We start from the raw sequence: 15,594 nt of genomic DNA on the forward strand, positions 1-15,594 counted from the left end.
TGATGTTTTCAAAGCTAATCGGATTATTATTGCTCTCCAGCTGCGTCTTCGCGCAGAACAAGTTATGGTACAAAACACCTGCGGGTACTGTTTGGGAAGCGGCATTGCCATTGGGTAATGGACGGCTTGCTGCTATGGTGTATGGTAATCCTGCTTCAGAACTGATCCGGTTAAATGAATCCACCATCTGGAGCGGAGGGCCTAATCGTAATGATAATCCTGATGCGCTGGCGGTTTTGCCGGAAGTGAGGAAGCTGATCTTTGAAGGGAAACATAAAGAAGCCAGTAAGCTGGCTACAGAGAAAATGCAGTCAAAGATCCATGGTATGAAGTATCAGCCGGCAGGTGATCTGAAACTGGATTTCCCGGGGCATGATGCATTTGAGAACTATTACCGGGAACTGGATCTTGAAAGCGCCGTTGCGAAAATAACATACCGTGTGAATGGTGTGCAGTACACCCGCAGTGCATTTGCCACTGTGCCGGGACAAGTAATAGTTGTGCGGATCACAGCTGATAAGCCCGGTAGTATTAGCTTCACGGCATCGCTTGCAACTGAACATAAACCATCTGCTGTTTCAGTAACAGGGAATGATGAATTGATTATGACGGGTACATCCGGTAGTAAGGATGGTGTGGCAGGGAAAGTGAAATTCCGCACACTGGCAAAAGTGCGCACGGAAGGAGGAAGTGTTAAACCTGCTGGTAGTGCAGTAAGCGTTACAAATGCAAATGCGGTAACGATCTATATTTCTATCGCTACCAATTTTGTGAATTATAATGATGTGAGTGCAGATGAGGGTAAACGTGCGGCCACTTATTTATCGAAGGCATTACAACAGAATTATGCTGCATTGCTGAAGGAACATGTAGCGGCATACCAGCAATATTTCAACAGGGTGAAGCTGGACCTTGGCCGTACGGATTCCACGAAGAACCCTACGAATGTGCGGTTAAGGGATTTTGCCAATGGTAATGATCCCCAGTTTGCCTCCCTGTATTTTCAGTTTGGCCGTTACCTGTTGATCTCTGCATCTCAGCCGGGAGGGCAGCCTGCAAATTTGCAGGGGATCTGGAATGATAAGATGGACCCACCCTGGGGAAGTAAATACACCATCAATATCAATACAGAAATGAATTACTGGCCTGCAGAGGAAACCAACCTTACAGAAATGCATGAGCCATTGGTAAAGATGGTGCAGGAGTTATCCGTAACAGGGCAGGGTACTGCAAAAACAATGTATGGTGCCCGTGGATGGGTAGCGCATCATAATACAGATCTCTGGCGTATATCAGGACCGGTAGATCCTATCTTTTATGCGATGTGGCCAATGGGTGGTGCATGGCTGAGCAGGCATACCTGGGAGAAATTCAGTTACAGTGGCGATAAAAAATACCTGCAAACTGTTTATCCTGCTTTAAAAGGTGCTTCGCAATTCTATCTTGATTATCTTATAGAAGAACCTTCGCATAAATGGCTGGTAGTATCTCCATCTATTTCTCCGGAGAACGCACCGAAAGCTCGTCCTGGTGTTTCTATGGCGGCGGGTGTTACCATGGATAATCAGATAGTGTTTGATCTGTTCACCAATACCATTCGTGCAGCAGAAGTCCTGCAGGTGGATAAGGAAATGGTGGTGGAAATAAAAGCTGCACGGCAAAGGTTGCCGCCTATGCAGGTGGGCCAGCATGGCCAATTACAGGAGTGGCTGGAAGATCTGGATAATCCGGATGATAAACACCGGCATGTATCTCATTTATTCGGCTTACATCCCGGGAACCAGATATCTGCTTACCGCACGCCGGAGTTATTCCAGGCGGTGCGTAATTCACTGATCCAGCGGGGAGATATATCTACCGGTTGGTCTATGGGCTGGAAAGTGAATCTATGGGCAAGGTTGCTGGATGGGGATCATGCTTATCAGCTTATCCGTAATCAGTTGACGCCGGCAGGATTGAATAAAGGAGAGAATAGCGGTGGTGGTACTTATGATAATTTGTTCGATGCGCATCCTCCTTTTCAGATAGATGGGAATTTCGGTTGTACAGCAGGTATTGCGGAAATGTTGGTGCAGAGCCATGATGGGGCTGTTCATCTGTTGCCTGCTTTGCCGAGGCAGTGGCAGAATGGGCGTGTGGCTGGTTTGCGTGCGCGTGGAGGATTTGAGATAAAGGAATTAGTGTGGAAGGATGGACAAGTGCAGAAGCTGGTGATCAGATCAACATTGGGAGGTAATTGCCGTTTGCGTGTGCCGAATGTGTTAAAAGGTTTGAAGGCAACGACCAGAGAGGAGAACCCTAATCCTTTCTTTGCGATAGCGCATATTCCGCAACCGGTTATTTCCGGCAAGGCGAAACTAACGCCGCTTGTTTTGAAGGAGACAGTATTATATGATGTGGCTACCCAGCCGGGTAAGACCTATACTTTTTCCAACTAAAGCATGATATGATGTGATTACCCAGCCGGGTAAGAGCTATGCTTTCCCAAGTAAAGCAGATATGATGTGATTACCCAACCAGATAAGACCTATACTTTTTCAACAAGGACATTGCCCAACCCGGTAAAAAACCATATTCCCCCTGATTGCATGCCTGCGATAAAGCGCAGGCATGCAATCATTTAGCCCCAATCCCCTCTTACTTCCCTTTAAAGGATGTTTAATTCTATTTAAATACTTTACATTTTGTTAACGCAGTTGACTAGCAACTTCTGGCTATTAAGGCTTTCTTTGTGCTGAAATAAGGCGTTTGGGCTTGCTTAGGGATAAATATGTCAAAAAGTGCATTAAAAAGGCTTTTTTGGTATGTTTAATTATGTTTAATAATGTTTTATATTTGGGCTACTAGATTGTCAGAGGACCAGTCATCTCCCACGACCTCCTTTTGACATTACGGCTCATACCAAAGGGGCTCAGACCACTAATGAAAAAAACTGAACAACATGCGTGCAAAAATCTACTATTCCATTATGAAGGAGGGGCGTATCCTTCTATTCTTATGCCTACTCCTCTGTGCCGCATCTGCATTTAGCCAGACAGCCACAGAGCGCAAGATCAGCGGAAATGTTACGGATGAAAGCGGCTTGGCGCTTCCCGGAGTTTCCGTATCGGTTAAAGGATCCCGCACAGGTACTTCTACCGGCAACGATGGTTCCTATTCAATCAACGCTACAAAAGGAGCCACCTTATTATTCCGCTTCATCGGATTTGAAGAGCAGCAGGTAGCAGTGGGTGAGTCATCTGTTCTGAATGTTCGCCTTAAGCCATCTTCCAGTTCATTGAATGAAGTAGTGGTGGTGAGTTACGGTACACAAACCAACCGCGCCGTAACAGGTTCTATTGCCACTATCAAAGCGGCTACCATGGAAGATTACCCGGTAGCGCAGTTCACACAGCAATTGCAGGGCAAACTGGCTGGCGTGCAGATCAATGCCGCTAACGGTCAGCCAGGCAGAGGCATGGAAGTAAGGATCCGGGGAGCAGCTTCCCTGACTGCAGGTAACTCTCCATTGTATGTAATTGATGGTATTCCTATTACAGGCAGCATCAATAATATCAACCCCGCAGAGATTGAAACATTCACGGTATTGAAAGATGCATCTGCCAGTGCGTTGTACGGTTCCCGTGCAGCAAATGGGGTAGTATTGATCACTACCAAACATGCCAAACCCGGAGAGTCTAAAATTCAACTGAGTGCTAATTATGGTGTGCAGGCTGTTCCCCAGCGTGGCAGGCCGGATATGATGAATGCACGTGAGTTCGCAGAATTCCAGAATGAATTCTACCAGGACAGGGTGAAATATGAAAACTATACCGGCGCATTGAACCCCGTGTATGCCAATCCGGAACGTTATGGAGAAGGTACTAACTGGTTCGATTATATGATGCGTGAGGCAGCTATCCAGGATTACAATGTTACGATCTCTACTGCCAAAGAAAATTCATCTTCCACCATCGTGGCAGGTTATTTTAACCAGGAAGGTGTGATGAAGAATACGGATGTAAAACGTTTCTCCCTGCGCATGAACCAGGATTTTTCCCTGAGCAGCAAAGTGAAAGTGGGCTTTGGCCTGGCTCCCAGCTACAGGATAGATCACAATGCAAGGATCAATTCAGAAGGGGTGGGCCAGTTGCTGAGCGCTGCGGTGAAATCATCTCCTTTAATATCTCCTGTAGATGCAAACGGTGAAATGCCTTATTCTTCTTCCTCTCCGGGTATGATCGCCAACACCAATCCATACAAGATATTGATGTTGACAAAGGATGATTATAAAACCACGCGGCTGTTAGGTAATGCTTATTTCAACTATGAATTCTTAACAGGCCTGACCCTGAAAACAAGCATTGCATTGGATTTGGGTAGCGAAAGCCGCAACCGCTTCATTCCTAAATCAATTTCCGGTGCAGCAGCGCCCGGACAAACAACATCCACCACAGAAGCTACAGGTACCTATTCTTCCGTTAATAATTATTCCTGGACGGCAGATGCGAACCTGAACTATACAAAAACATTTGCGAAGGATCATAACCTTGAACTCCTTGCTGGTTATTCTGTGCAGAAGTTTGAATCCGGAAGCGGATCTGTGAATGGTACCAATTTCCCCAATGATGAAATTCCTTACCTGAACCAGGCAACTTTGATCCCTTCCGGTTCCAGCAGTGCTTATGCTTATTCACTGTTGTCTGTATTAGGCCGTGTTAACTATAATTATAAAGGTAAATACCTGCTGGAAGCAGCTATGCGACAGGATGGATCTTCCCGTTTCGGCAAAGAAAGTAAATACGGTTTCTTTCCTTCCATTTCTGTGGGCTGGGTATTGAGTGATGAAGCATTCATGAAAAGTATTCCTGTGATCAATCTCCTGAAGCTGCGTGCCAGCTATGGTGTAACGGGTAACAATGATATCGGTAACTATAAATTCATTTCCGGCATCGGTAACTATAATTATGTGTTCAATAACACCCTGGTGTCCGGGCAGACCATCAGTTCCCTGGAGAACTCAGAACTGGCCTGGGAACGTAATAAATCCTTTGATATAGGGCTGGACCTTTCTGTACTCAATAACAGGATCTCCTTTACTTATGATTACTATCACAAGCTCACGGATGGATTGTTATATGATACACCTATTCCCCGTGCATCTGGTTTTACGGCTATTGCGTACAACGTGGGCACCTTTAAAATGTGGGGACATGAGTTCACGATCAATACCGTGAACCTTACGGGCAAACTGAAATGGAATTCGAACTTTAATATTTCCTTCGATAAAAACCAGGTAGTGAAACTGGTGAGCCCTGGTTATATTGATAGAAGTGCGAGTGTGAACTCCGGCTACTACCGTAACCAGGAAGGACAACCTTTGGGTATGTTCTATGGTTATATCAATGATGGTATCTACCTCACACAACATGACCTGGATAACCAGCCTGTTCAACCTACTTCCCGCATTGGTACGGTAAGATATAAAGATGTGAAAGCAGATGGCGTGATAGATGTGGGAGACCGTACTTTCATCGGTAATCCTAACCCTGATTTTATATTCGGGTTCACGAACACTTTCGAATATAAAAACTTTGACCTGGCTATTTCTATGTCTGGCTCCGTAGGGAACGATATCTTCAATGCTACACACCAGTATACTGAAAACCTGGATGGTGCATTCAATATTACAAAGGCTGCCAAAAACCGCTGGCGCTCACCTGAAAACCCGGGTAACGGTTATTTTACCAGCACTTATACTGGTACAACCGGTCCATGGAGGGCAGCGCAAAGCCTCTTTGTTGAAGATGGTTCACATCTGACGGTGAAGAATATCACTTTAGGTTATAACTGTCCGGTGAGAGGATTGCTGATGAGGAACATCCGTTTGTATGCTTCTATTCAGCAGGCATTTGTGCTCACCAACTATTCCGGTCTGAATCCCGAAGTAAGCCTGGAAGGGGAAGCTTCTTCCGGTAAAGGTATTGGTATTGACGAATGGGCTTATCCTATTCCGCGTACTTTTTCTTTTGGCCTGACAGCTACCTTTAAATAACATCAGTTCATTTCAATTATCCATAGATATGAAAAGGATACTTAGCTTTTTCAGCATATTAACGATACTTATTTCTTCCTGTAACAGTTCATTCCTGGACCTTACGCCGGAAGACCAGGTTTCCTCCGCTTCTTTCTTTAGAACGGAAGAACAGTTCCGCTCGGCATTGGCAACAGCTTATCAGCCGCTGAGGGATGTGATCAGTTATGATTATTATGGCGCAGAGATGCGTTCTGATAATACCCATTATGAGTTCTATTCTATTGACAGGGGGCCTGCTTACCTGGAAAGAGAGAACATTGCAGACTTCCTGGACGTAAGCACCAACTCTTATACCAACAACCTGTACTACCAGCCTTACAAAGGTATTTCCCGTTGCAATATTGTGCTGGACAGGATTGCAGGATCTTCCTTATCTGATGCCGCAAAGGCGGATATTGAAGGGCAGGCAAAATTCCTGCGGGCCTGGTATTATTTCAAACTGGTGCGTTATTTCGGTGGCGTGCCTTTATTCCTGAAAGAAGTGCGCACGAGAGAAGAATCTTATCTCACCCGCTCCACGGTAGATCAGGTATACGCCAGCATTATTGCAGATGCAAAAGATGCAATCGCCAAACTGGCAAATCCGGTATTCCCGCAAAGTGGCATTGCTACTAAAGGAGCTGCTACCATGCTGCTCGCGGAAGTGTATATGACGCAGAAGAATTATCCGGAAGCAGAGCCATTGCTGAGGAACATCCTCACCATGGGTTACTCTTTGCTGCCTGTGTATGCAGATGTGTTTAAGACAGCCAATAAGAACAGCCGGGAATCGATCTTTGAAGTGCAGTACCTGCAGGGTAACCAGGGGCAGCAAAGTAACTTCATTTATATATTCCTGCCTAAATGTACCAATACAACCGTCCTTACAGGTGTAGCTACCAATAACTCCAGCTCTGCCGGTGGTGGATGGAATACCCCTACAAAGGATATGATCAATGCTTATGAAACAGGTGATAAACGGAAGGATGCATCTATTGCTATTGCAGAAGGCAGTTATAATGCGAGTCTTGTTTTCACACCTACTGCACTGAAAAGTATTGTTAACTATGTTCCGCCAGCAGGAAAAGTTGGCGTGCCTTTCATCAAGAAATACCTGAACCCGCATACCGTGGCGAATAACACAAACGACAACTGGCCTGTATACCGTTATGCAGATGCCTTGCTGCTGCTGGCGGAATGTTTGAATGAAAGGAACAAAGCTGGAGAAGCTTTGCCTTACTTAACCGAAGTGCGCGACAGAGCCTTTGGTGCAGGTGTTTCCCCTGTTACCACAACAGATCAGGCATTGCTGAGAGATATCATTGCCCGTGAGAGAAGAGTAGAGCTGGCGTTTGAGAATCACCGCTGGCATGACCTGGTGCGGACGGACAAAGCTATTACTGTGATGACAGCGCATGCTGTTGCCCTGAAAGCTGAGTTCCCTTACCTGCCTGCTAATTCTTACCAGATAGATAAGAACAAACTGTTATTCCCTATACCTTTCAATGAACGGAGCTTAAATCCGGCCTTGACACAAAATGATGGATACACTAATTAAAGATTGAATTTGAAAAGTAAGCGTAACATAAGTTTTACTGCAAAAGCTGCCTGTTTTTTACTGGCAGCTTTTGCGGTTATTTTCCATTTGAGTGGTTGTGAGCAGCCTTTCCGGAAGGGAGAGGGGGATATGTTGTATAAGATCCTGACAGATAAAGGAAAGCAGCATATAGGGATAGATGATTTTGTGTCATTTTCTTATATTGAAGAATCGGAAGCCGGGCAGGTGATCTCCGGTTCGGAGGATTTTGATGCGCGGCCTGCTTTGATGTTCCGGGAGCGGTCCAGGTTCAAAGGAGATCTTTTTGCTGCACTGGGATTACTGGGTGAAGGAGATGAGGGCGTGTTTAAGATCAAACATTCCATATACAAAGTGAAGATCCATCAGGTGATTGCACGTGGAAAGCTGGATGACCGTTCATTTAGTAATAAAATTGAAGAACTGAGGGCTGCGGAGAATATTAAAGCGCGTGACCGGGAAACATCCAGGATAGCAGATTTTGTTACCGCGAATCATATAACGGCCGGGGCCGGTCCGGGATTACAATATAAAGTGCTGAAAGAAGGAGCAGGTAAAAAGGCTTTGCCCGGAGATACGATTGAAGTGAATTATACGGCCAGTTACCTTGGCGGTAAGGTTTTTGAAACTACGGATAAACAGGTTGCGGAGAAAGCGGGTTTGTATAATCCGCTGTTACCATATAAACCCATGGCAGTGACTGTTTCTGGAACAACTCATTTATCAGGTTTTGAGCAGGCCATGTTGCTGTTCCCCAAAGGAACAAAAGCTTTGTTAGTGATCCCCTCCGCGTTAGCATATGGAGCAGCGGGCAAAGGGGCCATTCTTCCATATACACCTATAGCCTGTACAATAAGCATATCAGATATTAAATTCCAACGTAATGATGATTAAAAGACTACTGTTTTTGCTCCTGTTCACCGTTCATGTTTCGGGAGTATCAGCTGCCTTTGTTGTAAAGGAGCTCACCTGCGACTATAAAGTGAACCCATTGGGGATTGATCACTTAAAGCCGCAGCTTAGCTGGATACTGGTTTCCTCAGATAAGAATGTATTACAATCTGCTTATGAGATAAAAGTGAAGGAAGGGCAACGGGTGGTATGGGAAACTGGAAAAGTTAATTCCGCGCAATCTGTGCATATTCCATATGAAGGAGCGGTGTTGCAATCCGGGAAAAAATATTCCTGGCAGGTAAGGGTATGGGATGATAAGGGCAAGGCGTCTAACTGGAGTGAGGTCAATACCTGGGAAATGGGATTGCTGGCTGCGGCAGACTGGCAGGCAAAATGGATTGAAACAAAGGATACCACAGGCGGTAAGGTGGGGCCTGCTCCTATATTCCGTAAGAATTTTACCCTGTCCAAATCAGTGAAGAGCGCCCGCTTATATGTAACGGCGCATGGTTTGTACGAAGCCAACCTGAATGGCAAAAGAGTAGGGGTGGATTATTTCAGGCCGGGATGGACCAGCCGTAAACGTTTACAATACCAGACCTATGATGTAGCCGCTTTGCTGCAAAAGGGACAGAATGCAGCAGTGGTGACAGTGGGCGATGGTTGGTACAGGGGTAATCTTGAATTCAATAATAAGCGGAATACTTATGGTAAGGAAGTGGGATTGCTGTTTCAGTTAGTAGTAACTTATACAGATGGCAGTACGGAGCAGATCAACTCGGATGGAACCTGGGAATCGAGTTTTGACGGGCCTATCCTGGCTTCTGATATTTATAATGGAGAAATATATGATGCGCGGAAGGAGATCCCTTTGGTTTGGGCTGGAGTGCGTGTGATGGATTTCAGCAAAAGGGACCTCGTGGCAGAAACAGGCCCTGCGGTAACCAAACATGAACATTTTCAACCGGTTAAAATGATCACTACGCCTAAGGGTGAGGCGGTAGCTGATTTCGGGCAGAACCTTGTTGGCTGGGTAAAACTGCGTGTGAAAGGTAAAGCAGGTGATACCGTGGTATTGCATCATGCGGAAGTGCTGGATAAAGAGGGTAACTTTTATACAGATAACCTCAGAGGAGCAAAGCAGGAGAACAGGTTTATCCTGAAGGGCGGAGATGTGGAGGTGCTGGAACCCCATTTTACTTTCCAGGGATTCCGGTATGTAAAGATTTCCGGTGTAATGCCGGAACAACTAACAGCTATTGCACTGTATTCTGATATGACGCCGGCTGGTAAGTTTGAATGTTCTAATCCCTTGATCAATCAATTGCAGCATAATATTCAATGGGGCCAGAAAGGAAATTTCCTGGATGTACCTACTGATTGCCCGCAGCGGGATGAACGGCTTGGCTGGACAGGGGATGCGCAGGTGTTCTTCAATACCGCTGCTTACAATATGGATGTAGCGGGTTTCTTTACCAAATGGCTGAAAGACCTCCGTGCAGACCAGCATAAGAATGGCAATGTGCCTGTGGTGATCCCTGATGTAAGAACGCCTAAGAATGCGGGTTCTGCAGGATGGGGAGATGTGGCCACCATCATACCCTGGAACTTTTACATAACCTACGGCGATAAACAATTGCTGCAGGAGCAGTACCAGAGCATGAAGGCTTGGGTAAACTATATCCGCAGTATCAGCAAAGATCATCTCTGGAATAGTGGCCCGCATTATGGCGACTGGCTCTTCTATATTCCTAACGATGATAAGGACGGTAAAGCAGCTATCACGGATAAATTTTTAATCGCACAGGCTTTCTATGCGGCTTCCACACAGAACCTCATTAATGCCGCAAACGTTTTGGGCAATGAGGCGGACGTTAAAGAATATACTGCTTTACTGGATACCGTGAAGAAAGCATTCCTGTATGAATATGTTGCTCCCAGCGGCCGGTTGGTATCCAGTTCACAAACAGCGTATGTGCTGGCCCTGAACTTTGATCTGTTGCCGGAAGCGCTGAGAGCTTCTGCTGCTAAGCGGCTTGTAGATAACATTGCTGCCTATGGCAATCACCTCACTACCGGATTTTTAGGCACACCTTATCTCTGCCATGTACTCACGCGTTTTGGGTATAATGATATAGCGTATAAATTATTACTGCAGGATACTTATCCTTCCTGGTTGTATCCTGTAAAGAAAGGTGCTACTACTATCTGGGAAAGATGGGATGGTATTAAACAGGATGGTTCTTTCCAGAATGTGGGCATGAACTCTTTTAATCATTATGCCTATGGTGCTATTGGAGACTGGATGTATAAAGTGGTAGCAGGTATTAATCCACAGGTGGGATATAAACATATTGTGATTGCACCTAAACCTGGTGGCGGGCTTACTACAGCCAGTGCATCTTACAAAACATTGTATGGAGAAGTAAAGTCGGCCTGGAGTATCGGTGGCGGTGTTATTAAGGTAGATGTCACTATCCCCTGTAACACTACAGCCACCATTACTTTACCCGGTAAAGAGGAGCAGCTGGCAGTTGGTTCAGGTGTTTATCATTACGAATATGCTTTTGCCCAATAGCGGACAAACCGCTGAAGTGAGTGACACAACGGCGGCTGATAGTATTGCTATCGCCGGTTACATAAATTTTTTAAAATGGATAGAAGGAAATTTATTTCAACGGTAGGTCTTGGTGTTAGTGCCGGATTCCTGAGTACTGGTAATGCTTTTGCCATCATGGCGGGGAATGATATGCGGCAATTATTTGTGAATCCTCCAGATAGTGCAAGGCCTGGTTGCTATTGGTGGTGGTTCAACGGACTTGTGAGTAAAGAAGGATTGACAAGAGACCTGGAAGAATTCAGGGATAAAGGGATCGGGAATGTGCTGCTGGTGAATTCCGCAGGTGGATTGGGTGGTGTGCAAATGCCCCTTGGCGCAAAATTCCTTTCCGATGAATGGAAGGAATTATTCAAACATGCGATCAGGGAAGCGAAGCGATTGAATATTGATGTGGGTGTAAACCTTTGCTCCGGCTGGGCAATGGGTGGCCCATGGATCACACCTGAAGTGGCAGGGCGCTGGGTGTTGCAATCTGAAATAACGGTGGTTGGGCCGCAAAAGTTCTCTGCTGCACTGCCTTTACCAGGTAACCGTTCCGGCTATGACCATGTGTTTAATCCCCCGGGATTTAAAGATTATATAGACCTGCCATTGGAAAAGCTGGATTACCGTGATACTGCTGTGACGGCTTTTCCGAGTAGTACCAAAATAGATGGAGAGCGTGCAAAGCTCATTCCCGCTAAGACAAACCGTAAGGATGCGAGTAATTTCATCCGGCAAAAAGATCTGATGGAACCGGTGTTGGATTACTGGGAAGCTGCTCCTGCAGATAAACCGGTGCCTGTTGCACAAGTGATTGACCTTACTGCAAAAATGCGCGCTGACGGCCATCTTGAATGGGATGTGCCTGCAGGTTCATGGACTATTGTGCGGACTGGACATAGAATGACAGGCTCCCGCCTAATGATTGCACAACCTGAAGCGGATGGATTATCTGTTGGCTGGTTGAGCAGTGAAGGAGTAGATATACAATTCGAACATCTTGGAAAAGTATTGCTGGAGCTGGCCGGATCAGTGAAGGGTAATACGCTGAGATATTTCTGTGATGATAGTTTCGAAGATGGCTTCCCTAACTGGACGGCTAAGATCCTAGAGAAATTTTCTTTCTACAGAGGCTATGATGCCAAGCCTTATCTGCCGGTGATAGCAGGTTACATTATTACTTCTGCGGAAGTTTCTGACCGCTTTCTGCATGACTACCGAAAAACGGTGGCGGACTGTATGGCAGATGGGCATTATAAACGTTTCGCAGAGTTGTGCCATGCGCATGGATTGAAAGTGCAGAATGAGTCTGCCGGGCCCAGCCGTTCCGGCACCATGTGTATGGATGGTTTGAAAAACCTTGGCCGCAGTGATCAGCCGATGGGGGAATTCTGGCTGGGGCTTCGGCATGATGAACCTGGAGGGCTGGATGATAACTTAGGATATGGTGTTTCCCGTTTAGAGAACGGGCAGAATAAAGTAACGAAGATGGCAGCTTCTGCCGGGCATATCTATGGAAAGAAAATAGTGCCTGCGGAAGCATTCACGGCTATGCGGCACTGGAATGATTATCCCGGTAATTTAAAGCAGGCGGCGGACAGGGCTTATTGCGAAGGCATCAATCGTTTGGTGATCCATACTTCTACTTCTACCCGCCCTGAAGATGGTAAGCCGGGTTATGAATATGGTGCGGGTACGCACTTTAATCCCAATGTTACCTGGTGGAATAAATCAGGTGGTTTCCTTTCTTATATGGCGCGCTGCCAGCATCTTTTACAGGAAGGGATGTTTGTGGCAGATGTGCTTTACTACAATGGTGATTGGGCGCCCAATATTGTAATGCCGAAACATATTGATCCTTCTCTTGGATTTGGATATGATTATGATGTTTGTAATGAAGAGGTGTTGCTTACGCGGTTGGCTGTTAAGAACGGGCGGATTGTTTTGCCGGATGGCATGAGTTACCGTTTGCTGGTTTTACCGGAGACGGTGCGTATGCCTGTGGCTGTTATATCACGCCTCAAACAGCTGGTACTGGAAGGTGCAACCATTGTTGGGCGCAAGCCTTCTATGGACCCCGGGTTGAAGGATTATCCTACCTGTGATACTACAGTAAGCAGTATAGCAGCTGAGGTTTGGGGTAATTGTGATGGTGCAAATGTGGCTTCTCATCAATACGGAAAAGGACGTGTTTTCTGGAATAAACCTTTGCGGGATATTCTGCTACTCGATGGTGTTGCACCGGATTTTTCACATGATAGTCCTTATGCTTTTATTGACTTCATTCATCGGTCTACTGATGAAGGAGAGGTTTATTTCTTAACTAACCGCAACAACAGGATAGAGAAATTAGATTGTCAATTCAGGGCCAGTGGTAAACCTGAAATATGGGATCCTGTATCAGGTGAAACCCGCGGAGCTGTATCTTCTATTGCTGGTGGAAGAGTGTCTGTGCCTATGGTGTTTGAGGCTTTCCAGTCTTTCTTTGTAGTATTTCCGAAACGCAGCAGTTCACTGAAGGCTGTGCCTTTCCCTTCTTTTGCTACCGTGCAGGAGATAAAAGGTGCATGGAAAGTAAAGTTTGATACGGCATGGGGCGGTCCTGCGTCTATAGAATTCCCTTCTTTGCAGGATTGGACGAAACGCCCTGAGCCCGGGATTAAATATTATTCCGGTACGGCTACTTATGTGAAAGAGATCACTGTTGCTGCTACCGGCCGTTTGTTCCTTGACCTTGGTGTTGTAAAGAATATCGCTTCCGTGAAATTAAACGGCAGGTCATTGGGCATTGTATGGACGGCGCCCTGGAGAGTGGAAATAACATCTGCTGTTAAACCGGGTGTTAATCTGCTGGAGATTGAAGTAGTGAACCTTTGGCCTAACCGGCTGATCGGTGATGCTGCCTTACCTCCTGAACAACGTTTAACCCGTACCAATATTCCATTTAAAAGTGATGCGCCATTGTTGTCCTCCGGATTACTTGGCCCTGTAACTATTAACCAATATTTATGAGACAAGCATTTTTTTTAGCTGCACTGGCTTTGGCTGGCTGTGGGAAGAAGGGCGGCGATGCTGGCCCGGGACCTGTTACACCACCAGAGAACTTTGAAACAGAACTTAACACACCGGGGACTGCAGCGACTACAGCACCGGGGGATTTCACGATCGTGGTGTTGCCTGATACGCAGTATTATCTTGGCCAACCACAATTAGGTGGAACGCCTGCCATGTTCAATGCACAGATCAGCTGGATCAAAAATAACCAGGTGGCAGAGAACATTGCTTACGTAGCACATCTTGGAGATATCTCGGAACATGGAGATAATCCCAATTATGCTGCAACTGAATGGAAGCTGGCCAGGGATGCTATCTATGGATTGGAGAACCCGGTTAGTATCCCGTATGGTTTAGCTGTGGGGAATCATGATCAATATCCTTCCGGTAATCCGCTGACATCTACCACCAACTATTACAACAGATATTTTGGTGTGAAACATTATGAGGGCCGTCCTTATTACGGAGGGAACTATGGTGGGAACAATGACAGTCATTACGACCTTTTCAGCGCAGGCGGGATGGATTTTATTGTGATCTATCTTGAATTTGATGATCAGTTGGTGAATGCCGGTGCTATGAATAACTGGGCGTATGATCTGCTGGGTGTTTATGCTTCGCGGAAAGCTATTATTGTGAGCCATTCTATTATGGGGAATAATCCCGTGGCCGGGTCTAATACTACGAAGGGGAATTTCAGCAAGCAGGGTTCTTCTATCTATGAACGCCTGAAATACCGTTCAAATATTGTGATGATGATCAACGGGCATCATGGCGATAATGGAGAAGGTTATCGTGCAGATGTTTTTGAAGGGCATACGATCCATACTTTTTTATCTGATTACCAAAGCCGGCCGAATGGAGGTGGAGGGATGATGCGGTTGTATAAATTCGCTGTGGCCAATAAGGAGATCAGGGTGAAGACGTTCTCTCCGGTTACGGGAGTAGCGGAAACGGATGGGGATAGTGATTTTACGGTGAAGTACTAAATATACTGCGGGGGGATTGCAGACGCTTTGTATTAATTTAATAGGAAACATCTTCTTATGAAAGCGCTTATTTTGTCTGTAGTCCTTTTTCTGCAGAGCCATGTACTTATCCCTGCGGAAACCGTGGCTTCTAATTCAACAGCCACCGGCTTTACCATTCATTTTGCACATTTGACCAGCAGCCATACGTATAGTTTTTATATGGAGCCTGGCTTTTATAACCACAGCAATAAGTGGCAGCTGGAGCCGGGGTTCTATACTGTAACGTTTACCCCGGCAAGCAGTACTTACGGACCTACAGCTTTTTTAGCTAACGGGGAGAATGTTAGTAAGTACGGGGCCAGCAACAGCGGTGTTGTTACCCTCAATAACGTACAGTTATATGAAGGCGGCGGAAACCAGGTTATTATTACCGGGATTTAGC

Annotated in this window: 8 protein-coding genes; all 8 read left to right on the plus strand. The window is 45.9% G+C overall.

What is annotated here, in order from left to right:
* The first annotated feature begins 2 nt into the window (after nucleotides 1–2).
* The 8 genes from AAHN97_RS28745 to AAHN97_RS28780 all read left to right on the plus strand — a co-directional run bounded on the left by AAHN97_RS28745 (nucleotide 3) and on the right by AAHN97_RS28780 (nucleotide 15,593).
* A complete protein-coding gene (locus AAHN97_RS28745; RefSeq protein ID WP_343305512.1) occupies nucleotides 3–2,438 on the plus strand; it encodes a glycoside hydrolase family 95 protein in 2,436 nt (811 codons plus the stop codon).
* A 503-nt stretch (nucleotides 2,439–2,941) separates the two neighbouring features.
* Nucleotides 2,942–6,034, plus strand: coding sequence for a SusC/RagA family TonB-linked outer membrane protein (locus tag AAHN97_RS28750; RefSeq protein ID WP_343305513.1), 3,093 nt, complete (start codon nucleotides 2,942–2,944; stop codon nucleotides 6,032–6,034).
* A 28-nt stretch (nucleotides 6,035–6,062) separates the two neighbouring features.
* Nucleotides 6,063–7,613, plus strand: coding sequence for a RagB/SusD family nutrient uptake outer membrane protein (locus AAHN97_RS28755; RefSeq protein WP_343305514.1), 1,551 nt, complete (start codon nucleotides 6,063–6,065; stop codon nucleotides 7,611–7,613).
* A 9-nt stretch (nucleotides 7,614–7,622) separates the two neighbouring features.
* Nucleotides 7,623–8,525 (plus strand): FKBP-type peptidyl-prolyl cis-trans isomerase, encoded by a 903-nt coding sequence (locus AAHN97_RS28760; protein WP_343305515.1) that lies wholly within the window; start codon nucleotides 7,623–7,625, stop codon nucleotides 8,523–8,525.
* Nucleotides 8,515–11,103: a glycoside hydrolase family 78 protein gene (locus AAHN97_RS28765; RefSeq protein ID WP_343305516.1), complete on the plus strand. Its 2,589-nt coding sequence runs from the start codon at nucleotides 8,515–8,517 to the stop codon at nucleotides 11,101–11,103. Before AAHN97_RS28760 ends, AAHN97_RS28765 begins: the two co-directional genes overlap by 11 nt.
* Before the next feature lie 75 nt (nucleotides 11,104–11,178).
* A complete protein-coding gene (locus AAHN97_RS28770) occupies nucleotides 11,179–14,139 on the plus strand; it encodes a glycosyl hydrolase (RefSeq protein WP_343305517.1) in 2,961 nt (986 codons plus the stop codon).
* Nucleotides 14,136–15,170, plus strand: a complete 1,035-nt coding sequence (locus AAHN97_RS28775; RefSeq protein WP_343305518.1) for a metallophosphoesterase — start codon at nucleotides 14,136–14,138, stop codon at nucleotides 15,168–15,170. The genes AAHN97_RS28770 and AAHN97_RS28775 overlap by 4 nt, the downstream gene beginning before the upstream one ends.
* Nucleotides 15,171–15,227: 57 nt before the next feature.
* Nucleotides 15,228–15,593, plus strand: coding sequence for a hypothetical protein (locus tag AAHN97_RS28780; protein WP_343305519.1), 366 nt, complete (start codon nucleotides 15,228–15,230; stop codon nucleotides 15,591–15,593).
* Nucleotide 15,594 lies beyond the last annotated feature (1 nt).

Origin of the sequence: Chitinophaga niabensis (assembly GCF_039545795.1) — a bacterium.
Classification (GTDB): domain Bacteria; phylum Bacteroidota; class Bacteroidia; order Chitinophagales; family Chitinophagaceae; genus Chitinophaga; species Chitinophaga niabensis_B.